Source organism: Cupriavidus pauculus (assembly GCF_003854935.1).
Taxonomy (GTDB): domain Bacteria; phylum Pseudomonadota; class Gammaproteobacteria; order Burkholderiales; family Burkholderiaceae; genus Cupriavidus; species Cupriavidus pauculus_C.
Window position 1 is genome coordinate 1,309,222 of record NZ_CP033970.1, and the last position, 20,644, is coordinate 1,329,865.

Genomic DNA, 20,644 nt, shown 5'->3' on the forward strand with positions numbered 1-20,644 from the left:
GAAAGCATGCAAACCGTCAGGACCAAGGATGGCGTCGACATCTTCTACAAGGACTGGGGCAGCGGCCAGCCCATCGTCTTCTCGCACGGCTGGCCGCTGAGCGCGGACGACTGGGACGCGCAGATGATGTTCTTCCTGAACCAGGGCTTCCGCGTGATCGCCCACGACCGGCGCGGCCACGGCCGCTCCACGCAGACCGCCGACGGCCACGACATGGATCACTATGCCGACGACCTGGCGGCGGTGACCGCACATCTGGACCTGAAGAACGCGATCCACGTCGGCCATTCCACCGGCGGCGGCGAGGTGGTGCGCTACCTGGCCCGCCACGGCGAGAGCCGGGTGGCCAAGGCGGTGCTGATTGCCGCCGTGCCGCCGCTGATGGTCAAGACCGAAGCCAACCCGGGCGGGCTGCCGAAGGAGGTGTTCGACGGCTTCCAGGCGCAGGTGGCCAACAACCGCGCGCAGTTCTACCGCGACATCCCGGAAGGCCCGTTCTACGGCTACAACCGGCCCGGCGCGAAGGCGCAGGAAGGCGTGATCGCCAACTGGTGGCGCCAGGGCATGCAGGGCGGCGCCAAGGCGCACTACGACGGCATCGTCGCGTTCTCGCAGACCGATTTCACGGAAGACCTGAAGAAGATTGGCGTGCCGACACTGGTCATGCATGGCGATGACGACCAGATCGTGCCGTACGCCGATTCCGGGCCGCTGTCGGCCAAGCTGCTGCGGCAGGGCACGCTGAAGACGTACAAGGGCTTCCCGCACGGCATGCCGACCACGCACGCGGACACCATCAACGCCGACCTGCTGGCGTTCATCCGCGGCTGACCCCGGCGCGGGCACGCCTGCCCGCCCCCGGGGCGTGCCCGGCTGTCAATGGCGGTGGCGGCAGCATGGGCGGCGCGAGCGGCCGCTGATGTCAGAACGTGGCGGGAGGGAGCAAGGCTGCAACAAAAAACCCGGCGCGGGTGCGCCGGGCTGTCGGTCATTCGCCGGTCGGTGCCGGCGTGGGCGCCGCAGGTTCCTGCGGTGCCGATGCAGCGGGTGGGGCCGTGTCGCCTGCCGCTGCCTGTTCGGCCGGCTGGGCCGGCTGGGCGGGCTTCTTGGCGCGTGCCTGGCCCTGGCGCGAACGGCCGGCCAGCAACTGGCGGCCACGCCGCGCATCGGCGGCGGTCACTTCGCCGGCGGGCTCGCCCGCCAGGTCCACGCGCGGCGCGCCTTCGGTCAGGCAGGCCCAGTAGCGGCCGCCCCGGCACCACGTGCGGATCGCATCGCGCAGCTCGGCCTCGGTCAGGCCCAGTTGCTCGGCATGCGTCATCAGGTCCTCGAAGATGCCGACCTTGAGCGGCACCTTGGGCGCGGGATTCTTCGGGAATGCCAGCGGAAAGCGCTTCTGCAGCTTGCCGAAGGTGCGCACCACCGGATCGACCGGTGCCTCGGCCTTCGGCTTGGCCGTAGCGGCCTTGCCCTCTGCCGGGGGCTTGGCCTTGGCAGCGGGCGCGGGACGCCGGGGGGCGCGGGGCTGCTTTTCCCGTGCCTCCTTCTTTGCCTGTTCGGCGAGTTTTGCCTTGAGTGCTGCCAGTTGTTCGAAGCCCATTTCGTCAAGCCCAATAAAACGTCGCGGGATTATATCAGCCGCGCCCTGCACGGCCCGAACCGGCGCCGGAACCGAACGTGGCGCCTGCCGCGCGCGTGCGGCGGCATCGGTCGGAAAAACCTCCACTTCTCGATTACACCGGCGCCGGCCGCATCGGTGCGAACGGCGGGGGCATGGGCACGGCGGACCTCACGCGCCGCAGTGGCATGGTCGTTGCGGAGGTAAGCGCGTCCTGAAGACAGGGCTTTTACCATCGCACTCTGGAGGGGTCTCCCATGTTCGTGCACAACAAGCGTCTGCAATACACCGTCCGCGTCTCGCAACCCGACCCGGGCCTGGCCAACCTGCTGCTCGAACAGTTCGGCGGCCCGCAGGGCGAACTCGCGGCCGCGTGCCGCTACTTCACGCAGGCGCTGGCCGAGGAAGACCCGGGGCGCAAGGACATGCTGCTCGATATCGCCACCGAGGAACTGAGCCACCTGGAGGTCATCGGCTCGATCATCGCCATGCTGAACCGTGGCGCCAAGGGCGACCTGGCCGAAGGCGTGCAGCAGGAGGCGGAGCTGTACCGGTCCCTGCAGGGCGCCGGCAACGACAGCCACGTCACGCAGCTGCTCTACGGCGGCGGGCCCGCGCTGATCAACTCGGCGGGCGTGCCGTGGACGGCCGCGTACATCGATTCGATCGGCGAGCCCACGGCCGACCTGCGCTCGAACATCGCGGCCGAGGCGCGCGCCAAGATCATCTACGAACGGCTGATGAACGTCACCGACGACCCCGGCGTGCAGGAGGCGCTGGGCTTCCTGATGACGCGCGAGGTATCGCACCAGAAGTCGTTCGAAAAGGCGCTGTACTCGATCACCCCGAGCTTCCCGCCCGGAAAGGCGCCGGCCGACCCCAAGTTCGCCAGCGTCTATTTCAAGATGTCGCAGGGTGCCGAGACGCTGCGCGGCCCGTGGAATGCCGACAGTACGTTCGAGTTCGTCGAAGACCCGCCGCCGGCGGTGGACGGGGGCGACGGCTCGGCCAGCGTGTCGATGCCAGCCGACCAGCTATCGGCGCTCGAAGCGTTTGCCACGCGCGGCCAGTCTGACGTCGACAGCGATCCCGAGACCGGCGTCGACCTGGGCAAGGCCGAGGGCGATGCCGATGGCACCGGCCAGGACATGGCCGCGAGCAAGACGTGAACGACGGCTGCGTGACGATGGCGGCCCGGCGCTGCTGGCGCCGCCATCCGCTGCGGCTGCTGTCCGGCCTGCTGGTCAACGTGGCCGGACTCTGCGCGCTGGCCGGGCTGATCTGAGCGGATACGGCGGGCCGAAGCGAAGCCAGCGCCGATAGGCGCTGGCGTACCGGCCGGAGCCGGCGGGCGATCGCGGGGGATCAGGTGATCAGGCCGGCTGGCCCATCAGTTCGGTCTTGCGGGCTTCCAGTTGCTCGGCCACCTCGCGCAGGTCCACCTTGGCGCGGATCACGGCCGGGAACAGCTCGCCTTCCTCTTCCTCGACGTGGTGCCCCACGTATTCGGACAGCACCGTGTAGTGGGCCTCCAGCATTTCCTTGTCGCCCGCCTCCACCTTGGCCACCAGGTCCTTGGCCACGGCGTGCTCCACCTGGGCCTCGTCCAGCATGTCGTCGATCTTGTCGCTGGCGCCACGCAGCGCCGGGTAGAAGATCTCTTCCTCGATCTGCGCGTGCACCTTCAGCATCTGGCAGGTCTCGGCGGCAATCGACTGCTTCGTGGCATCGTCCTTGGCATCCTGGAACGCCTTGAACAGCTTCTTGACGGCGCGGTGGTCGTCCACCAGCAGGGAGAGCGCGGCGCGCTGCTCCACGGGTACTTTGGATTTGTCCATGATGTCTCGTGCTGTGGGGTTGGTCTTGGTCTGGCAGGGCGGGGGCCCGGCGCGCGGGTCCGCCCCTTCTTACGGGATAGCAAATCGCATTCCAGCGCCGCATGGCGCGCGATGGGCCCGCTGGTGCGGACCGTGCGCCACGGCGCGCGCCGGCCGCTTGTCAAGCCGGTGGCGATAAACGCCACGCATTGAAAGAATGCCAACCGGGTGACCTGCGCCAAGGCGCGGCCACGGCCGCAAAAGTAAGGTGTTTGTCATGTTGGGCGGGCCGGGATTCCGGTAAACTCGCCCGGTTCTGTGGACCCGCCCCCGTCTCAAAGCGATCTTCCCGCCGCTGGCATGCGACGCTACCTGCTGATATTCCTGCTGCTGATTCTGCCGTTCCAGTTTTCGTGGGCGGCGGCGGCACGCTATTGCCAGCACGAGACCGCCGCAGCCGCCGCGCGTCACCTGGGCCACCACGAGCATCGCCATCAGGACGCCGCCCCCGATGTGGACAAAAAGGCGGTTGCCGATACCGACTGCGGCGTTTGCCACGCCATCTCCCTGCCGTTCGTCGATGCCCAGCCGGCCAGGCTGGACGGCATCCGGCGCGCCCAGCCGCTGCACGCGACCCACCCGGCGGCCTTCACGTCGATGAACGCCCGCGCCCCCGACCGGCCCCAGTGGCTGCGTCTCGCCTGACCGGCGGGACGACGACTTTCTCTCCTTCGCGTCTCGCCGAATTCTCCCGGTCAAGAACCCTGGTGCAATTCGATGCGAAGACTATTCATGCCGCTCGGGCTGGCGGCAGCATGCCTCAGCCCAACCGTTGCCCTGGCGCAGCCAGGCCCCGCCACGCCGCCGCCGGCCGTCGCGCCCGCGTGGCCGGCGCTGCCGCTTGAGACGGCCGGCCCGCTGACGCTCGACGCCGCGCTGGCGCTGGCGGCGGCCAGCAACTTCAGCGTATCCGCCGCCGCGCGCGACGTGGACGCCGCCGAGGGCGGCATCATGCAGGCGCGGACCATTCCCAACCCCGAGATTGCCGCCGTCATGGAAGACACGCGGCGCGCCACGCGCAGCACGACGGGGCAGGTCAACCTGCCGATCGAACTGGGCGGCAAGCGGTCCGCACGGATCGACGCCGCCGAGCGCACGCGCGAACTGGCGCAGGCGACGCTGGCCAGCGTGCGTGGCGACATCCGCGCGCAGGTGATCGAAAGCTTCTTTGCCGTGCTGATCGCGCAGGAGCGCGTCAAGCTGGCCGCCGGATCGGCCGATATCGCCGCGCGCGGCGCCCAGGCCGCTGCCCGGCGCGTGGCGGCTGGCAAGATCTCGCCGGTCGACGAAACCAAGGCGCGCGTGGAGCAGGCCAACGCCGAGCTGGAACTGGCCGAGGCCACCGCGGGCCTGGAATCGGCACGGCAGGCGCTGACGGCGCTCTGGGGCAACACGGCCCCGCGCTTTGCCGAGGCGCAGGGCAACCTCGACGCGCTGCCGTCCCGGCCCGCGCCGGCCATCCTGCAGCAGGAACTGGAAGGCTCGCCGCTGGTGGCCGCCAGCCGGGCCGAACTGGACCGCCGGCAGGCCGTGATCGGCGTCGAGCGCAGCCGCCAGTATCCCGACGTGACCGTCAGCCTGGGCGCCAAGCGCGACAACGAGGCCAACCGCAACATGGCCGTGCTTGGCGTGGCCATTCCGCTGCCGCTGTTCGACCGCAACCAGGGCAACCTCTACGCGGCGATCCGGCAGGCCGACAAGGCGCAGGACGAACATCTGGCGAACCGGATCAACCTGACCCGCAGCCTGCTGCAGGCGTCGAACCAGCTATCGGTCTCGCGCGCGTCGGCCCAGACCCTGAAGGCCACGGTGCTGCCCGGCGCCGAACAGGCGTACAACGCCGCGACCATCGGCTTCGAGGCCGGCAAGTTCAACTATCTCGACGTGCTGGACGCACAGCGCACGCTGTTCCAGGCACGTATCCGCTACCTCGGCGTGCTGGGGCAGACCTATCAGGCGGCGACGACGATCGACCGCATCCTCGGACGCTAGGAGCCGCACATCATGGCCATGACCCCAAAACAACAGGCCGCCATCGCGGCGATCGTACTGGTGGGCGGCATCGCGACGGGCGCGGTGCTGATGACGGGCCGCTCGGCCCCCCACGACCATGCCGGACACGCCGATGCCGAGGCCCACACGGCCAGCGAGCCGCACGCGAACGAACAGGCGGCGCATCCGGCCCCGGCGTCCGCCCCGGCCACCCCGGCCGCCGCCAACGCCACGCCGGACAAGGTGGTGCTGACGCCCGCCCAGCTCGCCGCCGCGGCCGTGACCGTGCAGGCCGCGGCGCCGGCGCGCCTGCGTACCGGCGTGGCCTTTCCGGGCGAGATCCGCTTCAACGAGGACCGCACCGCGCACGTGGTGCCGCGGCTGACCGGCGTGGTGGAGAGCGTGCCGGCCAACATCGGCCAGCAAGTGCGCAAGGGACAGGTGCTGGCGGTGCTGGCCAGCTCCACGCTGTCCGACCAGCGCAGCGAGCTGCTGGCCGCGCAGCAGCGGCTGGACCTGGCCCGCGTCACTTTCGACCGCGAGAAGCGGCTGTTCGAGCAGAAGATCTCCGCCGAGCAGGACTACCTGGCCGCGCGCAACGCGCTGCAGGAGGCCCAGATCAGCGTCCGCAACGCGCGCCAGAAGCTCACCGCCATTGGTGCCAGCGATGCCGCCACGGCCTTGAACCGCTACGAGCTGCGCGCGCCGTTCGACGGGCTGATTGTCGAGAAGCACATCGCGCTGGGCGAGGCGGTGGCCGACAACGCCAACGTGTTCACGCTGTCGGACCTGTCGTCGGTCTGGGCCGAGTTCGTGGTATCGGCCAAGGACCTGGAAAAGGTGCGCGTCGGCGAGAAGGCCACGATCACGTCGACGTCGTCCGACGTGCGCGCCGAGGGCACGGTGTCGTACGTCGGCTCGCTGCTGGGCGAGCAGACGCGCACGGCCAAGGCGCGCGTGACGCTGACCAATCCGCAGATGGCGTGGCGGCCCGGGCTGTTCGTGACCGTCGACGTCTACGGGGCCGAGGTGCAGGTGCCGGTGGCGGTGCAGGCCGACGCCGTGCAGCAGATCGATGGCCGGCCCGCCGTGTTCGTGGCGGTGGCCGACGGCTTCGTGGTCCGGCCCGTCAAGACCGGCCGCGCCGACGGCCGCGTGGTGGAAATCGTCGACGGCCTGGCGCCGGGCACGCGCTACGCGGCGGCCAACAGCTTCGTGCTCAAGGCCGAGCTGGGCAAGGCCGGCGCCGAGCACAGCCACTGACCCGGAGAGACCGCCATGTTCGAACGTCTGATCCGATTCGCCATCGCCCAGCGGTGGCTGGTGCTGTGCGCGGTGCTGGCCATGGCCGCGCTGGGCGCCTACAACTACAGCCGGCTGCCGATCGACGCGGTGCCGGACATCACCAACGTCCAGGTGCAGATCAACACGGCCGCGCCCGGTTATTCGCCGCTGGAGACCGAGCAGCGCGTCACCTATCCGCTGGAAGTGGTGATGGCCGGGCTGCCGGGGCTGGCGCAGACGCGCTCGCTGTCGCGCTACGGCCTGTCGCAGGTGACGGTCATCTTCGACGACGGCACCGACATCTACTTTGCGCGCCAGCTGGTCAACCAGCGCATCCAGGAGGCCAAGGACAAGCTGCCGGCCGGCGTGGTGCCGGCGATGGGGCCGATCTCCACCGGCCTGGGCGAGATCTACCTGTGGACCGTGGAGGCCGTCGACGGCGCGCGCAAGCCGGACGGCACCGCCTACACGCCCACGGACCTGCGCGAGATCCAGGACTGGATCGTCCGGCCGCAGTTGCGCAACGTGCCCGGCGTGACCGAAGTCAACACGATTGGCGGCTTCGACAAGCAGTACCTGGTGGCGCCCAGCCTGGAGCGGCTGGCCGCCTACGGGCTGACGCTCACCGACGTGGTCCACGCGCTGAACCGCAACAACGACAACGTGGGCGCCGGCTACATCGAGCGGCGCGGCGAGCAGTATCTGGTGCGTGCGCCGGGGCAGGTGCGGTCCGAGGCCGACCTGCGCAACATCATCGTCGGCACGGCCCAGGGCCAGCCGATCCGCGTGCGCGACATCGGCGACGTGTCGGTGGGCCGGGAACTGCGCACCGGCGCGGCCACCGAGAATGGCAAGGAGGTGGTGCTGGGCACCGTCTTCATGCTGATCGGCGAGAACAGCCGCGCGGTGGCGCGCGCCGTGGACATCCGAGTGGCGGCCATCAACCGCACGCTGCCCGATGGCGTGAAGATCGTCACCGTGTACGACCGCACGCGGCTGGTGGACAAGGCCATCGCCACGGTCAAGAAGAACCTGCTGGAAGGGGCCGTGCTGGTCATCGCCATCCTGTTCCTGTTCCTGGGCAATCTTCGCGCGGCGGTCATCACGGCGATGGTGATTCCGCTGGCCATGCTGTTCACGTTCACGGGCATGGTCAGCTACCGCGTCAGCGCCAACCTGATGAGCCTGGGCGCGCTGGACTTCGGCATCATCGTGGACGGCGCGGTCGTGATTGTGGAGAACTGCGTGCGGCGGCTGGCCCATGCGCAGGCCAGCCACGGCCGGCCGCTGACGCGCGCCGAACGCTTCGACGAGGTGTTCGCGGCGGCGCGCGAGGCCCGCCGGCCGCTGATCTTCGGCCAGCTCATCATCATGATCGTGTACCTGCCGATCTTTGCGCTGACCGGCGTGGAAGGCCGCATGTTCCACCCGATGGCGTTCACGGTGGTGCTGGCGCTGCTGGGCGCCATGATCCTGTCGGTGACGTTCGTGCCGGCGGCGGTGGCGCTGGGCATCGGCGGGCGCGTGGCGGAGAAGGAAAACCGGCTCATGCAGTGGGCCAGCCGCCGCTATGCGCCGATGCTGGACCGGTCGCTGGCCAACACGCCGGTGGTGCTGACGTTCGCGGGCGTGGCCGTGGTGCTCTGCGTGGCAATGGCCACGCGGCTGGGCAGCGAGTTCATCCCGAACCTGAACGAGGGCGACATGGCCATCCAGGCGCTGCGGATTCCGGGCACGAGCCTGTCGCAGTCCGTGGCGATGCAGCAGCAGATCGAGACCACGCTGAAGGCCAAATTTCCCGAGATCGAGCGCGTGTTCGCGCGGACCGGGACGGCCGAGATTGCGTCGGACCCGATGCCGCCCAACGTGTCCGACGGCTACATCATGCTCAAGCCCGAGCGCGACTGGCCCGCGCCGCGCAAGACTCACGCGGCACTGCTGGCAGCCATCCAGGCCGAGGTAGCCACGATCCCGGGCAACAACTACGAGTTCTCGCAGCCCATCCAGCTCCGCTTCAACGAGCTGATCTCCGGCGTGCGCGCGGACGTCGCGGTCAAGATCTTCGGCGACGACAACGCGGTGCTCGACGACACGGCGCGGCGCGTGGCGGCCGTGCTGCAGGGCATCCCGGGCGCGCAGGAGGTCAAGGTGGAGCAGACCACGGGCTTGCCGATGATGACCGTCAACATCGACCGGGACAAGGCCGCGCGCTACGGGCTGAACATGAGCGACGTCCAGGAGGCCGTGGCCACCGGCATCGGCGGCCGCGAGGCGGGCACGTTCTTCCAGGGCGACCGCCGCTTCGACATCGTCGTGCGGCTGCCCGAGACCGTGCGCGCCGACGTGGAGGCGCTGCGCCGGCTGCCGATTCCGCTGCCCCGCGCCGTGGAGGGCCGCACCACGTTCATTCCGCTCAGCGAGGTGGCGACGCTGGACGTGGCGCCGGGCCCGAACCAGATTTCGCGCGAGAACGGCAAGCGCCGCATCGTGGTCAGCGCCAACGTGCGCGGGCGCGACATCGGATCGTTCGTGCCGGAGGCCGAGGCGGCCATCCAGCGGCAGGTGCGGATTCCGCCGGGGTACTGGACGACCTGGGGCGGCACGTTCGAGCAACTGGAGTCGGCCCGGGCGCGGCTGCAGGTGGTGGTGCCGGTGGCGCTGCTGCTGGTGTTCGCGCTGCTGTTCGCGATGTTCGGCAACGTGCGCGACGGGCTGCTGGTGTTCACCGGCATCCCGTTCGCGCTGACCGGCGGCATCCTGGCGCTGTGGCTGCGCGGCATCCCGCTGTCGATCACGGCGGCGGTGGGGTTTATCGCGCTATGCGGCGTGGCGGTGCTGAACGGGCTGGTGATGCTGTCGTTCATCCGCGCGCTGCGCGAAGCAGGCCATCCGCTTGACCACGCCGTGCGGCTGGGCGCGCTGACACGGCTGCGGCCGGTGCTGATGACGGCGCTGGTGGCGTCGCTGGGCTTCGTGCCGATGGCCATCGCCACCGGCACCGGCGCCGAGGTGCAACGGCCGCTGGCGACCGTGGTGATCGGCGGCATCCTGTCGTCCACGGCGCTGACGCTGCTGGTGCTGCCGGTGCTGTACCGGCTGGCCCACCGGCGCGACGCCGATCCGTCGGCCGAGGCCGCCGAGGCCGCACCGGCGCAGGGAGCAGGACCTCAGCCCGCGTGAGGCGCCGGGTGGTGGCCGGCTGCCGGCAGATCGCTGTAGCGCTGGATCTCGACGGTCAGGTGGACGATTTCCTCGTGGATGGAAAGCGCCTGCCGGATCGTCGCCGCCGACAGCATGGCGTCGTCGGTGACCAGGCTGAGCGCGCACGAGAACTTTTCCTTGCCCACGCGCCAGACGTGCAGGTCGGCGATCCGCGTGTTGCCGGGCGCGGCCTCGAACGGCGCCAGCACCTCGCGGATTTCGGCCACGACGTGGTGGTCCATCTCGCGGTCCAGCAGCACCACGCCGGTCTGCCGCAGCAGGCCCAGCGCCCACGTGCCGACCAGCACGGCGCCGACGATGCCCATCACGGGGTCCAGCCAGCCCCAGCCCAGCAGCCAGCCGCCCGCCAGCGCCACGATGGCCAGCACCGACGTGGCCGCATCGGCCAGCACATGGACGTACGCGGACCGCAGGTTCAGGTCGTGGTGGTCGTGGTGGTGGTCGTGGTGGTGGTCATGAGAATGGCCGTGGTGGCCGTGATGATGCCCATGGTCGTGGGCGCCGCCCAGGATCAGCGCGCTGGCCAGGTTGACGACCAGCCCGACCACCGTGACGGCAATTGCCTCCTTGTAGTGGATGTCCTGCGGGCTGATCATCCGCTCGACCGATCCGAACACCATCAGCCCGGCGATGCAGAGCAGGAAGACGGCGCTGGCAAAGCCGGCCAGCACCTCGATCTTCCAGGTGCCGAACGAGAACCGCGCGTCGTTGGCGTAGCGGCGCGCGGCGGCGTAGGCAAACGCGCTCAGGCCGATGGCCAGCGCGTGGGAGCTCATGTGCCAGCCATCGGCCAGCAGCGCCATCGAGTTGAACCAGAGGCCGGCGGCAATCTCGACGAACATCGTCGCGGCCGCGATGAGCATCACCAGCCGCGTGCGGCGCTCGGCCGCGCGGTTGCCGCCGTCGAAGACGTGGGAATGGGTCCAGGGGGAAAGATCGTGTGTGCGCATGGTGCCGCCCCTATTTGAAATAGCTGCGGACCACTTCCACCAGCACGTCGCGGGCGTCGCTTTGGCCCTCGCGCGCCGGTTCGGCATCGACGAGGTGACACCGGATGTGCTCTTCCAGTACCACCGCCAGCAGCCCGTTCATGGCGCCGCGGCAACTGGTGATCTGCTGCAGCACGTCGAGGCAGCCTTTTTCTTCCTCTAGTGCCCGCTCGATGGCGTCGATCTGTCCGCGGATGCGCCGGACGCGGTTCAGCAGCTTCTGCTTGTCCTGAATGGTATGACTCATGGCCGGAGGCGTAAATAGGGTAGGGGGGTATAGTACCTAAATCCGCGCACCCCGCACACCCCGCTGTCCCACCGGTCAGGCCAGCGCAACCCCGCCATTGGCCGGCAGGCTGCGGGGGCGCCGCGATGCCCGGGCGACCAGCGCGCAGACCGACAGGGTGCCGGCGAACACGCCCAGCGACGACGACGTCTGGCCGTGCGCGGCAAAGCCGGTCAGGAACGCAAAGGTGGCCATTTCCCAGATCGGGGTGGCTTTCTGGCTCGTTTTCATGATGATTGAGGGCGCTTGGCCGGGGGCGCATCCCCCCGGCCGTTGACGTGGATCAGGCTGGATCGGGCTGGATCAGTACTCCGTCACCGGCGCATGCACCGGCGCGATCGACGGGTGCTGGGTCTGCGTGCGCTGGGCGGCCTTGTGGACCATCGTGTAGGCGTAGTCGATGCCCATGCCGTAGGCGCCCGAGTGTTCCTTGGCCAGGCCGGTCACCGCGTCGTACGTTTCCTTGTTCTTCCAGTCGCGCTGCCATTCCAGCAGCACCTGCTGCCAGGTGACCGGCACCACGCCGGCCTGGATCATGCGCTGCATGGCGTAGTCGTGCGCTTCCTTGGTGGTGCCGCCCGAGGCGTCGGCCACCATGTAGATCTCGTAGTCGCCTTCCAGCATGGCCGACAGCGCGAACGTCGTGTTGCAGACTTCGGTCCAGAGCCCGGCCACCACGATCTTCTTGCGGCCGTTGGCGGCCAGCGCGTCGCGCACCTTCTGGTCGTCCCACGAGTTCATCGACGTGCGTTCCAGCGTTTCCTTGCCCGGGAAGACGTCGAGCAGTTCGGGGTAGGTGTAGCCCGAGAACGAATCGCTCTCGACCGTGGTGATGGTGGTCGGCACGTCGAAGATCTTGGCCGCCTTGGCCAGGCCGACGACGTTGTTCTTCATCGTCTGGCGGTCCATCGACTGGACGCCGAAGGCCATCTGGGGCTGGTGGTCGATGATGATCAGTTGGCTGTTGCGCGGGGTCAGGACTTGCAGCTTGGCGTTGTTGGCGTTCGACATGATGGGCTCCGGTATAAAAGGTGATTCAATGAATTTGAGTGGTTATTGGACGGTGCTGGCTTCGCTTTGTCGCGCTTCGTTTCGCTTCGCTGCGTTGTCGCGCCGTCCATGTGCTGAACTATAGCGACCGCCGGCCCCGAGGAAACAGGCTATCGCTGTCATAGTTATTCAAAATAATTGAATTGAGGCGACGGCGTGTCATCCGCCCGCCCCGGCGCGTTGACTACCATGAGGAACGGTTGCGGCCGCCGGCCGGCTTCCGCCCCCATTCCAAGGAGACCCGAATGATCAGCAAGAACACGATCTGCCTGTGGTTCGACCGCGACGCGCTGGACGCCGCGAACTTCTATGCCAGCACGTTTCCCGACAGCAAGGTGGGCGCGGTGCACCGCGCGCCCGGCAACTATCCGGACGGCAAGGAAGGCGACGTCCTGACCGTCGAGTTCACCGTGGCCGGCATTCCCTGCATCGGCCTGAACGGCGGGCCGGCCTTCAAGCACAGCGAGGCGTTCTCGTTCCAGATCGCCACCGACGACCAGGCCGAGACCGACCGGCTGTGGAACGCCATCGTCCAGAACGGCGGCCAGGAGAGCGAGTGCGGCTGGTGCAAGGACCGCTGGGGCCTGTCCTGGCAGATCACGCCGCGCGTGCTGACCCAGGCTTACACGAGCCCCGACCGCGCGGCGGCCAAGCGGGCCTTCGACGCCATGATGACGATGCGCAAGATCGATATCGCAAAGATCGAGGCGGCGGTGGCCGGCAAATAGCGGGCGAACAGCGCCGATCAGCGGCCGATCAGTGGGCGGCGGGCTGGCGGAGAGGGCCGGTGCGACGGTTACAATCCTTGCACCCCTTCAGCCGTCCCGCGCCCCCGCGCCCGCCCGCATGGATCACAACCTGACCCTCATCACCACGCTCGCCGCCGGCTTCGGCATCGCGCTCGTCCTCGGCTTCCTGGCGGAGCGCATGAAGATCCCGGCGCTGGTTGGCTACCTCGTGTCCGGCATCATCATCGGGCCCGGCACGCCGGGCTTCGTGGCCGACGTCCACCTGGCGGCGCAGTTGTCCGAGATCGGCGTGATGCTGCTGATGTTCGGCGTCGGGCTGCATTTCTCGCTGCGCGACCTGCTGGCCGTCAAGCGCATTGCCATTCCGGGCGCCGTGGTCCAGATGGGCATCGCCACGCTGCTCGGCATGGCCCTGGGCTGGATCTGGGGCTGGCACTGGGGCACCGGGCTGATCTTCGGGCTGTCGCTGTCGTGCGCCAGCACGGTCGTGCTGCTCAAGGCGCTGGAAAGCCGGGGCGTGCTCGAAACGATGAACGGCCGCATCGCCGTGGGCTGGCTGGTCGTGGAAGACCTGGCCACGGTGCTGGTGCTGGTGCTGCTGCCGCCGCTGGCCGGGCTGCTCGGCGGCGGCACGGCCGACGCGGCGCAGCCTTCGCAGTCGATCGGCATCACGATCTTCCAGACGCTGCTGCAGGTGGTGGCCTTTATCGCGCTGATGCTGGTGGCGGGGCGACGGGTGCTGCCGTGGCTGCTGTGGCAGGTGGCCAAGACCGGCTCGCGCGAGCTGTTCACGCTGGCCGTGGTGGCCGCGGCCATCGGCATCGCCTTTGGCGCGGCGCAGGTGTTCAGCGTGTCATTTGCGCTGGGCGCCTTCTTTGCCGGCATGGTGATGCGCGAATCGGAGTTCAGCCACCGCGCCGCCGAGGAATCGCTGCCGCTGCGCGACGCATTCTCGGTGCTGTTCTTCGTGTCGGTCGGCATGCTGTTCAAACCGGCCATCCTGATGGAGCAGCCGCTGCACGTGCTGGCCGTGGTGGCCGTCATCATCCTGGGCAAGGCGCTGGCGGCGTTCGTGCTGGTGCTGGCGTTCCGCTACCCGCTGAACACGGCGCTGACGGTGTCGGCCAGCCTGGCCCAGATCGGCGAGTTCTCGTTCATCCTGGCGGGCCTGGGCGTGACGCTGAACCTGCTGCCCGAGGAAGGCATGAGCCTGATCCTGGCCGGCGCGCTGATCTCGATCGCGCTGAACCCGCTGCTGTTTGCCGCCGTGGAGCCGGTGCGCAACTGGATCCTGGCCCGCTCGGCCACCGCGCGCCGGCTGGAACAGCGCGGCGACCCCTATGCCGAACTGCCGGTGGAAACCGAGCGGCGTTTCCTGCAGGGGCAGGTGGTGCTGGTCGGCTACGGGCGCGTCGGGCGCCGGATCGCCAGTGCCATGCAGGCGCGCGGCATTCCGTTCGTGGTTGCCGACGAGAACCGTGAACTCGTGGAGGGCCTGCGCAAGGCCGGGTTTGCCGCCGTGTCCGGCAACGCTGCCGAGCCGGCCGTGCTGATCCAGGCCCATATCGCCCATGCCGCGATGCTGGTGGTGGCGGTGCCCGAGCCGCTGCATGTGCGCCAGATGGTGGAAACCGCGCGCACGCTCAATCCCGACGTCGAGATCGTGCTGCGCACCCACAGCGAGGATGAATCCGCGCTGCTGCGCAAGGAAGGGCTGGGCACCGTGTTCTACGGCGAGGAAGAACTGGCCAAGGGCATGGCCGGGCATGTGCTCGGGCGCTTTGTCCCGGCCAGTGCCGACGGCATGACGGCCAATCCGGTGCCGCTCTAGGCGCCACGCGCCAGGCGCCAGGCCATACGCGAACGGGCAGCCCAGGCTGCCCGTTTTTCTTGTCGTCGCCGTTGCTCAGGGCGCCACGGCCACCCCCTCCCGCGCCACCGCCTGCTGCCGGCGCAGCGCCTCGGTCGTCGTGCCCTGGCCGTCCGGCGCCCAGCCCGGCGGCATCACCAGGTAGGCGGCGGCGTCCGCCAGGCGTCTGGCCTGCAGCATGTCCTTGCCCAGGCTGATCCAGTGCTCGAACTGGTTGACCAGCGGGTTGTGCGTGGTGGTGGGGTGGACCAGCCCGAAGCGGCACGGTTCGTCGTCGCGCTCGGCCACGTAGGTGCCGAACAGCCGGTCGAAGACGATCAGCACGCCGCCGTAGTTGGCATCGAGATAGTCGACGTTCGACGCATGGTGCACGCGGTGGGCCGACGGCGTGTTGAACACGTATTCCAGCCAGCCCAGCCTGGGAATCCACGTGGTGTGCAGCCAGAACTGGTACAGCAGGTTCAGGCTCAGCGTGGCCAGCACCACCTCCGGGCGCACGCCCAGGAACACCAGCGGGGCGAAGAAGATGGCGGTGCCCGTGAGCTTGCCGGTCCACCCCAGCCGGTAGGCCGTGCCCAGCGTCAGCTCGTTGGGCGAGTGGTGCACCGCGTGCGTGGCCCAGAAGAAGCGGATGCGGTGCGACGCGCGGTGGTACCAGTAGTAGCAGAACTCCTGGCCGATGAAGAGCAGCAGCACGGCCAGCGCGCTGTTGATCTCCACGGTGAACAGCCGGTGCTGCCAGGCGTAGGCAAAGATCGGCGTGGCCAGCGACAGCGGCAGCAGCGCCATCAGCTTGCGGCCGATCATGTCGACCAGCGACAGCCCCATCGCGTGCCAGGGATAGCCGCGGCCCTGCAGGCGGGCCTTGCGGGCCAGGCAGTACGCTTCGACCAGAGAAGCCGCCACGATGAATCCGGTGGCGTAGAGGGTGAGAAGATGAAGTTGCATGATCGTCCCTTTCGAGGTTGGCGGGGGACGCCTGGCTTGGCAGTCGCGGCGTCGGTGAGCCAACTGTAGGGGGCGGTCGGGCCGGGCGCCATCCGGCAATTATGTCGAGGCATGTCACGGCCCGGAAAGCGGCCACGGGCAACGGTTTGCGGACGTTTCAGCCGGCCACCACGCGGGCCACGCCGAACGACGCCGTGAAGCGGATGGTGCCGCGCGCCGCCGCGTCGTCGGCCGGCTCGCAGGCCAGCGCTTCCACGATGCCGCGCAGTTGCTCGGCCACGCCCGCCGCCTGCTGGCCGGTGGCGCGCGGCAGCAGCACGGCGAATTCCTCGCCGCCCAGGCGGGCCGGCATGTGCCGCTCCGTGGTCAGCCGATGCGAACCGTATCGTCGCCCGGCGCGCCGGTCCGTCGGCCGTTCTTCGAAAGATTTCAGATCGGCTCCGCAAAGGTTCACTACGGCGCACCGCCGGCGCGTCCCTAGAATAGGGGCGTCGACAAACGGGCCGGCAACGGGGCCGGCCCGCGTCCAACGATCGGAGCATCATGGGTCAGCTCTTGCGGCATCCGGCCATCCTGTTCGTCGTGCTGCTGGTCGTCCTGGCGATTGCCGTGGCGATCGGGTCGCTGCTGCTGCGCCGCTTCCGGCCCATTCCGGCCGACAGCCGCGACGACTTCAACATCATCCAGGGGGCCACGCTGACGCTGCTGGCGCTGCTGATCGGCTTCACGCTGTCGATGGCGGTGGGCCGCTACGACCAGCGCAAGAACCTGGAAGAGGAAGAGGCCAACGCCATCGGCACCGAGTACCTGCGCGCGCAGTTCCTGGACGCGCAGGCCGCCGAGCGGGCGCGGACGCTGCTGGCCAGCTACCTGGCCCAGCGCATCGAGTACTACCAGACGCGCGACGACGACGCGCTGCGCCAGATCGCGGCCGCCACCGCGCGGACCCAGGACGAGATGTGGGCCGTGGTGCGCGACGCCGGGCTGAAGACGCCCACGCCGATCACGGCGCTGACCGTGTCCGGCATGAACGACGTGATCAACTCGCAGGGCTACACGGAAGCGGCCTGGCTGAACCGGATTCCCGTGGCGGCGTGGGGGCTGATGGTCGGCATCGCGTTCTTCAGCAGCCTGATGCAGGGCTACGGGGCCCGCAACGCACGGCCGCAACTGGGCCTGCTGCTGATCCTGCCGCTGACGGTGGCGGTGTCGCTGGCGCTGATTGCCGATATCGACAGCCCGCGCGGCGGCCTGATCCGCGTGAAGCCGCAGAACCTGCTGAACCTGCAGAGCTCGCTGGGCTGCTAGCCCCGCACGGCTGGCGCGGGGGTTTGGCACAATGGCGCCTTTGGCCGGCGCCGGCGCCCGCATGGCGTCGTCGCGCCCCCCGGCACAGGAACGATGACCGCATGACGGCGCCAGAATCCCTTCCGCAATCTCCCTCGCGTGGCTCCCAGGCTTCCCCGGCTTCTCCGGCTTCTCCCGCACGTCCTTCCGCCATCGGCCTTGGCAGCGCCGCGCGCGACCTGTACCGCGCGCTCTGGCGCCATGCCGCCGGGGTGCGTGGCCACATGCTCGGCGCGGCGGGCCTGCTGTCGGGCGCCCAGTTGCTGCGGCTGACCATGCCGTGGCTGGCCGCGCAGGCCATCAACGCGCTGCAGCAGGGCAACATGGACGTGGCCGGCCGCTGGATCGTCTACCTGATCGGCATCTACCTGCTGTCGTGGCTGCTGCACGGCCCGGGCCGCGTGCTGGAGCGCAACGTCGGCGTGCAGGTGCGCGAGCGGCTGGCGGACCAGCTCTACGCGCGCATCGCGGCGTCGCCGCTGGCGTGGCGCGACGGGCGGCACTCGGGCGAATTGCAGCACCGCGTGGTGCAGTCCAGCCGCGCGCTGTCGGACTTCGCCCAGAACCAGTTCGGCTACCTGCAGAGCGCGTTCAACTTCGTGGGGCCCATCGTGGCGCTGGCGCTGCTGTCTCGCACCAGCGGCGTGATCGCGGTCACCGGCTACGTGGTGATCGCGCTGATCATCCTGCGGTTCGACCGCACGCTGATGCAGCTCGCGCGCGCCGAGAACGACGACGAACGCCGCTACGCGGCCGCGCTGCTGGACTTCGTCGGCAACGCCGGCACCGTCATCGGCCTGCGGCTGCAGGCGGCGTCGCGCAAGCTGCTGGACCGCCGCATGCAGGCCGTGATGGCGCCGCTGCGCCGGGCCGTGATGGTCAACGAGGGCAAGTGGTTCACCGTGGACCTGCTGGGCATGGGCCTGACGTGGATCCTGGTGGTGGTGTACGTGCTGCAGGCACGCGAGCCGGGGCAGGCCGTGCTGCTGGGCACGGTGTTCATGATCTACCAGTACGCGCAGCAGGCGGCCACCGTGGTCGGCGCGATGGCGTCGAACTTCCAGAGCTTCGCGCGGATGCATACCGACTTCGGCAGCGCCGAGCCAATCTGGGCCGCCCCCGGCGATCCGGACGCGCCGGTGCCGGCCGTGGTGCCCGACGCCCCTTGGCGGACGCTGGCGCTGCGCGGCGCCACGTGGCGCTACGCCGACGACGCACGCGGCGGCCTGCACGGCGTGGACCTGCTGCTGCAGCGCGGCGCGCGCATTGCGCTGGTGGGGCCCAGCGGTGGCGGCAAGAGCACGCTGCTGCGCGCGCTGGCCGGCCTCTATCGGCCGCAGCATGGCGAGCTGGCGCGCGATGGCCATCTGGTGGACTGGAGCGAACTGCGCACGCTGGCGACGCTGATCCCGCAGGAAGCGGAAGTCTTCGAGGCCAGCGTGGCCGAGAACCTGACGTTCGGCGAGCCGGCCGAGCGGGCCGCGCTGGAAGCGGCGGTGCATACGGGAGTGTTCGACGAGGTGCTGCAAAGGCTGCCCGACGGGCTCGACAGCCCGCTCAGCGAGCGCGGCGCCAACCTGTCGGGCGGGCAGCGCCAGCGGCTGGCGTTGGCACGCGGCGCGCTGGCGGCGCGCGGCAGTTCGCTGCTGTTGCTGGACGAACCCACCAGTGCGCTCGATCCGCAGGCCGAGGGCCGGGTCTTCGACCGCATGTTCGCCGCGTTTCCGACGGCCTGCATCGTCGCTTCGGTGCACAGGCCGAGCCTGCTGGCGCGCTTCGATACGCTTGTCGTGGTGGAAGCCGGCCGGGTCGTCGACGCCGGCCCGCGCGAAGAAGTGCTCGCAAGGCGTCCCCACTGAGCGGGGAGCCGCCTTGCGCGGGATGCCGCTAGCGGCTTACTGGCACTGGCTGATGGCGGCAGCCTCGCCGTTGTCCTGGCCACGGTAGCCCAGCCACGAGCCGGGGCCGCTGGTCGACTTGCGCACCACGGCCGCCGCACCGTTCGGCGGCTGCTGGCCCGGCACGTACACGTCAAATGCCTGGTCGTTGGCCAGCATGTACTGCATGAACACCTGCTGGCGCGTCGCATCGGCCCACCTCTGGCCGATACACTGCGCGGCGGCCTTCGGGGCCAGCTTGCTCTCGCCGATGGGGCGCGTCGCCTGCGTCGGGGGAGGCGTGTAGGGGGACATGGCGCAGCCAGTCAGAGTGGCCGCGCAGAGAGCGACGATGAACGGATATTTCATGTTGTTGGCTCCATATCGAATCGCGGAATGCATCGCAGGCGCCACTCGGAGAGGGCAGCGCCACGCGGTGCGACGAGGTGTACCCGGACGTGGCCCGGGGCCTCGCCAGTACAAGATTCGAGTCTAGGCAACACCGCGCCTTGCCGGCTACGCGCCGCGCTTCTATCCCGCGTGTCGGTGTCCGTCTGATTCCGCCATGCCCGCGCCGTCATCGGCGCCTTTGCATTGACCCGCCCATGATCTACAAAACGAGAACCCGGGGGCCGTGGCGCGCGCGGCTGGCGCGCGAGACCAGTCAACAAGACTCGACAAGATCGAAGGGGGCAGCAGATGAATGCCAATCCGAATCCGAACAAGGCGCTGTGGGAGAAGGGCGACTTCACGCGGCTGGCGGCGACCATGCGCGAAAGCGGCGACCAGTTCGTGGAAAGCCTGGGCATCACGCCGGGCATGAAGGTGCTGGACCTGGGCTGCGGTGACGGCACCACCGCCTTGCCCGAGGCCCGGCGCGGGGCCGACGTGCTGGGGGTCGACATCGCCAGCAATCTCGTCGCGGCCGGCAACCGCCGCGCGCAGGAGGCGGGGCTGGCGAACGTGCGCTTTCAGGAGGGCGACGCCTGCGCGCTGACCGGCCTGCCGGACCAGTCGTTCGACCTGGTGGTCAGCATGTTCGGCGCGATGTTCGCCCCGAAGCCCGGCGACGTGGCCAGAGAGATGGTGCGCGTGACGCGGCCCGGCGGGCGCATCGTCATGGGCAACTGGATCCCGAACGACCCCACGCTCGTGGCCCAGGTGCTGAAGACCAGCATGGCGTATTCGCCACCGCCGCCGGAAGGCTTCGTGAGCCCGATGCTCTGGGGCAACGAGGCCGCCGTGACCGAGCGCTTCGGCGCGGCCGGCGTGCCGCCTGAGAACATCGAGTTCGCCCGCGAGACCTACGTGTTCCGCTACGACGGCGCGCCGTCCGACTTCCTGGCGATCTTCCGCGACTACTACGGCCCCACCATGAACGCCTTTGCGGCGGCCGAGGCCAGCGGCAAGCGGGCCGACCTGCAGCGCGAACTGGAGACGCTGTTCGCGGCGCAGAACCAGAGCGGCAAGGCTGACGCCACGTCGATCCCGGCCACGTTCCTGCGCGTGACCGTCAAGCGGCCCTGACGCGGCGA

At 69.4% G+C, this 20,644-nt stretch carries 20 protein-coding genes; 11 read left to right on the top strand and 9 right to left on the bottom strand.

Annotation, left to right across the window (positions count from 1 at the left end; genetic code table 11):
• Nucleotides 1-6 precede the first annotated feature (6 nt).
• On the top strand, nt 7-831 hold the full coding sequence (locus EHF44_RS23975; protein WP_124686174.1) for an alpha/beta fold hydrolase: 825 nt from the start codon (nt 7-9) through the stop codon (nt 829-831).
• A 157-nt stretch (nt 832-988) separates the two neighbouring features.
• Here the strand turns inward: EHF44_RS23975 and EHF44_RS23980 are convergent, their stop codons facing one another.
• Nucleotides 989-1,600: a ProQ/FinO family protein gene (locus EHF44_RS23980; RefSeq protein WP_124686175.1), complete on the bottom strand. Its 612-nt coding sequence runs from the start codon at nt 1,598-1,600 to the stop codon at nt 989-991.
• 275 nt (nt 1,601-1,875) lie between these two features.
• Here EHF44_RS23980 and EHF44_RS23985 point away from each other — a divergent pair, with 275 nt between their 5' ends.
• A complete protein-coding gene (locus EHF44_RS23985) occupies nt 1,876-2,787 on the top strand; it encodes a manganese catalase family protein (RefSeq protein WP_124686176.1) in 912 nt (303 codons plus the stop codon).
• A gap of 204 nt (nt 2,788-2,991) precedes the next feature.
• Here EHF44_RS23985 and EHF44_RS23990 read toward each other — a convergent pair whose 3' ends face one another.
• The gene (locus EHF44_RS23990; protein ID WP_124686177.1) at nt 2,992-3,456 is read right to left on the bottom strand and encodes a hemerythrin domain-containing protein; all 465 of its coding nucleotides are present in this window, start codon (nt 3,454-3,456) and stop codon (nt 2,992-2,994) included.
• A gap of 339 nt (nt 3,457-3,795) precedes the next feature.
• Between EHF44_RS23990 and czcI the strand changes: the two genes are divergently transcribed.
• The 4 genes from czcI to EHF44_RS24010 all read left to right on the top strand — a co-directional run bounded on the left by czcI (nt 3,796) and on the right by EHF44_RS24010 (nt 9,951).
• The gene (czcI, locus tag EHF44_RS23995) at nt 3,796-4,140 is read left to right on the top strand and encodes a cation efflux protein, CzcI family (protein ID WP_124686178.1); all 345 of its coding nucleotides are present in this window, start codon (nt 3,796-3,798) and stop codon (nt 4,138-4,140) included.
• A 72-nt stretch (nt 4,141-4,212) separates the two neighbouring features.
• Complete coding sequence (locus EHF44_RS24000) at nt 4,213-5,487, top strand: TolC family protein (protein WP_124686179.1); 1,275 nt, start codon at nt 4,213-4,215, stop codon at nt 5,485-5,487.
• Between the two features lie 12 nt (nt 5,488-5,499).
• A complete protein-coding gene (locus tag EHF44_RS24005; RefSeq protein WP_124686180.1) occupies nt 5,500-6,750 on the top strand; it encodes an efflux RND transporter periplasmic adaptor subunit in 1,251 nt (416 codons plus the stop codon).
• Nucleotides 6,751-6,765: 15 nt separating this feature from the next.
• Nucleotides 6,766-9,951 (top strand): CusA/CzcA family heavy metal efflux RND transporter, encoded by a 3,186-nt coding sequence (locus tag EHF44_RS24010; protein ID WP_124686181.1) that lies wholly within the window; start codon nt 6,766-6,768, stop codon nt 9,949-9,951.
• On the opposite strand, the gene dmeF is transcribed toward EHF44_RS24010, so the two are convergent.
• From dmeF to EHF44_RS24030, 4 genes are all read right to left on the bottom strand, one after another.
• Complete coding sequence (gene dmeF / locus EHF44_RS24015) at nt 9,939-10,943, bottom strand: CDF family Co(II)/Ni(II) efflux transporter DmeF (RefSeq protein ID WP_124686182.1); 1,005 nt, start codon at nt 10,941-10,943, stop codon at nt 9,939-9,941. The two genes, EHF44_RS24010 and dmeF, sit on opposite strands and share 13 nt — an antisense overlap.
• 10 nt (nt 10,944-10,953) lie before the next feature.
• Complete coding sequence (locus tag EHF44_RS24020) at nt 10,954-11,229, bottom strand: metal/formaldehyde-sensitive transcriptional repressor (protein WP_124686183.1); 276 nt, start codon at nt 11,227-11,229, stop codon at nt 10,954-10,956.
• Between the two features lie 75 nt (nt 11,230-11,304).
• Nucleotides 11,305-11,499: a hypothetical protein gene (locus tag EHF44_RS24025; RefSeq protein WP_124686184.1), complete on the bottom strand. Its 195-nt coding sequence runs from the start codon at nt 11,497-11,499 to the stop codon at nt 11,305-11,307.
• Between the two features lie 72 nt (nt 11,500-11,571).
• The gene (locus EHF44_RS24030; protein WP_124686185.1) at nt 11,572-12,279 is read right to left on the bottom strand and encodes a hydrolase; all 708 of its coding nucleotides are present in this window, start codon (nt 12,277-12,279) and stop codon (nt 11,572-11,574) included.
• Nucleotides 12,280-12,563: 284 nt separating this feature from the next.
• Here EHF44_RS24030 and EHF44_RS24035 point away from each other — a divergent pair, with 284 nt between their 5' ends.
• Together EHF44_RS24035 and ybaL are read left to right on the top strand one after the other, a co-directional pair.
• Complete coding sequence (locus EHF44_RS24035; protein ID WP_124686186.1) at nt 12,564-13,046, top strand: VOC family protein; 483 nt, start codon at nt 12,564-12,566, stop codon at nt 13,044-13,046.
• A gap of 118 nt (nt 13,047-13,164) precedes the next feature.
• Nucleotides 13,165-14,898, top strand: a complete 1,734-nt coding sequence (gene ybaL, locus EHF44_RS24040; RefSeq protein ID WP_124686187.1) for a YbaL family putative K(+) efflux transporter — start codon at nt 13,165-13,167, stop codon at nt 14,896-14,898.
• Between the two features lie 75 nt (nt 14,899-14,973).
• Here ybaL and EHF44_RS24045 read toward each other — a convergent pair whose 3' ends face one another.
• Nucleotides 14,974-15,885, bottom strand: a complete 912-nt coding sequence (locus EHF44_RS24045) for a sterol desaturase family protein (RefSeq protein WP_124686188.1) — start codon at nt 15,883-15,885, stop codon at nt 14,974-14,976.
• Between the two features lie 157 nt (nt 15,886-16,042).
• Entirely contained in the window at nt 16,043-16,237 is a 195-nt protein-coding gene (locus EHF44_RS24050; protein ID WP_124686189.1) for a diguanylate cyclase domain-containing protein, read from the bottom strand.
• 191 nt (nt 16,238-16,428) lie between these two features.
• On the opposite strand from EHF44_RS24050, the gene EHF44_RS24055 reads away from it, so the two are divergent.
• A complete protein-coding gene (locus EHF44_RS24055) occupies nt 16,429-17,193 on the top strand; it encodes a hypothetical protein (protein ID WP_124686190.1) in 765 nt (254 codons plus the stop codon).
• A gap of 101 nt (nt 17,194-17,294) precedes the next feature.
• Entirely contained in the window at nt 17,295-19,091 is a 1,797-nt protein-coding gene (locus EHF44_RS24060) for an ABC transporter ATP-binding protein (RefSeq protein WP_124686191.1), read from the top strand.
• A gap of 36 nt (nt 19,092-19,127) precedes the next feature.
• Here the strand turns inward: EHF44_RS24060 and EHF44_RS24065 are convergent, their stop codons facing one another.
• Nucleotides 19,128-19,478 carry a hypothetical protein gene (locus EHF44_RS24065; RefSeq protein WP_124686192.1) on the bottom strand — a complete coding sequence of 117 codons (351 nt, stop codon included), beginning with the start codon at nt 19,476-19,478 and terminating at the stop codon, nt 19,128-19,130.
• Nucleotides 19,479-19,808: 330 nt separating this feature from the next.
• On the opposite strand from EHF44_RS24065, the gene EHF44_RS24070 reads away from it, so the two are divergent.
• Nucleotides 19,809-20,636: a class I SAM-dependent methyltransferase gene (locus EHF44_RS24070; protein ID WP_124686193.1), complete on the top strand. Its 828-nt coding sequence runs from the start codon at nt 19,809-19,811 to the stop codon at nt 20,634-20,636.
• Nucleotides 20,637-20,644: the final 8 nt, after the last annotated feature.

What these genes read in the sequence shown, in the direction of transcription:
- EHF44_RS23975 (WP_124686174.1), top strand. Translation starts at nt 7, where the DNA reads ATGCAAACCGTCAGGACCAAGGATGGCGTCGACATCTTCTACAAGGAC.
- EHF44_RS24065 (WP_124686192.1), bottom strand. Translation starts at nt 19,478, where the DNA reads ATGAAATATCCGTTCATCGTCGCTCTCTGCGCGGCCACTCTGACTGGC.
- dmeF (WP_124686182.1), bottom strand. Translation starts at nt 10,943, where the DNA reads ATGCGCACACACGATCTTTCCCCCTGGACCCATTCCCACGTCTTCGAC.
- EHF44_RS24000 (WP_124686179.1), top strand. Translation starts at nt 4,213, where the DNA reads ATGCGAAGACTATTCATGCCGCTCGGGCTGGCGGCAGCATGCCTCAGC.
- EHF44_RS24020 (WP_124686183.1), bottom strand. Translation starts at nt 11,229, where the DNA reads ATGAGTCATACCATTCAGGACAAGCAGAAGCTGCTGAACCGCGTCCGG.
- EHF44_RS24030 (WP_124686185.1), bottom strand. Translation starts at nt 12,279, where the DNA reads ATGTCGAACGCCAACAACGCCAAGCTGCAAGTCCTGACCCCGCGCAAC.
- EHF44_RS23980 (WP_124686175.1), bottom strand. Translation starts at nt 1,600, where the DNA reads ATGGGCTTCGAACAACTGGCAGCACTCAAGGCAAAACTCGCCGAACAG.
- EHF44_RS24005 (WP_124686180.1), top strand. Translation starts at nt 5,500, where the DNA reads ATGGCCATGACCCCAAAACAACAGGCCGCCATCGCGGCGATCGTACTG.
- ybaL (WP_124686187.1), top strand. Translation starts at nt 13,165, where the DNA reads ATGGATCACAACCTGACCCTCATCACCACGCTCGCCGCCGGCTTCGGC.
- EHF44_RS23985 (WP_124686176.1), top strand. Translation starts at nt 1,876, where the DNA reads ATGTTCGTGCACAACAAGCGTCTGCAATACACCGTCCGCGTCTCGCAA.
- EHF44_RS24045 (WP_124686188.1), bottom strand. Translation starts at nt 15,885, where the DNA reads ATGCAACTTCATCTTCTCACCCTCTACGCCACCGGATTCATCGTGGCG.
- EHF44_RS24060 (WP_124686191.1), top strand. Translation starts at nt 17,295, where the DNA reads ATGACGGCGCCAGAATCCCTTCCGCAATCTCCCTCGCGTGGCTCCCAG.
- EHF44_RS23990 (WP_124686177.1), bottom strand. Translation starts at nt 3,456, where the DNA reads ATGGACAAATCCAAAGTACCCGTGGAGCAGCGCGCCGCGCTCTCCCTG.
- EHF44_RS24050 (WP_124686189.1), bottom strand. Translation starts at nt 16,237, where the DNA reads ATGCCGGCCCGCCTGGGCGGCGAGGAATTCGCCGTGCTGCTGCCGCGC.
- czcI (WP_124686178.1), top strand. Translation starts at nt 3,796, where the DNA reads ATGCGACGCTACCTGCTGATATTCCTGCTGCTGATTCTGCCGTTCCAG.
- EHF44_RS24055 (WP_124686190.1), top strand. Translation starts at nt 16,429, where the DNA reads ATGGGTCAGCTCTTGCGGCATCCGGCCATCCTGTTCGTCGTGCTGCTG.
- EHF44_RS24025 (WP_124686184.1), bottom strand. Translation starts at nt 11,499, where the DNA reads ATGAAAACGAGCCAGAAAGCCACCCCGATCTGGGAAATGGCCACCTTT.
- EHF44_RS24070 (WP_124686193.1), top strand. Translation starts at nt 19,809, where the DNA reads ATGAATGCCAATCCGAATCCGAACAAGGCGCTGTGGGAGAAGGGCGAC.
- EHF44_RS24035 (WP_124686186.1), top strand. Translation starts at nt 12,564, where the DNA reads ATGATCAGCAAGAACACGATCTGCCTGTGGTTCGACCGCGACGCGCTG.
- EHF44_RS24010 (WP_124686181.1), top strand. Translation starts at nt 6,766, where the DNA reads ATGTTCGAACGTCTGATCCGATTCGCCATCGCCCAGCGGTGGCTGGTG.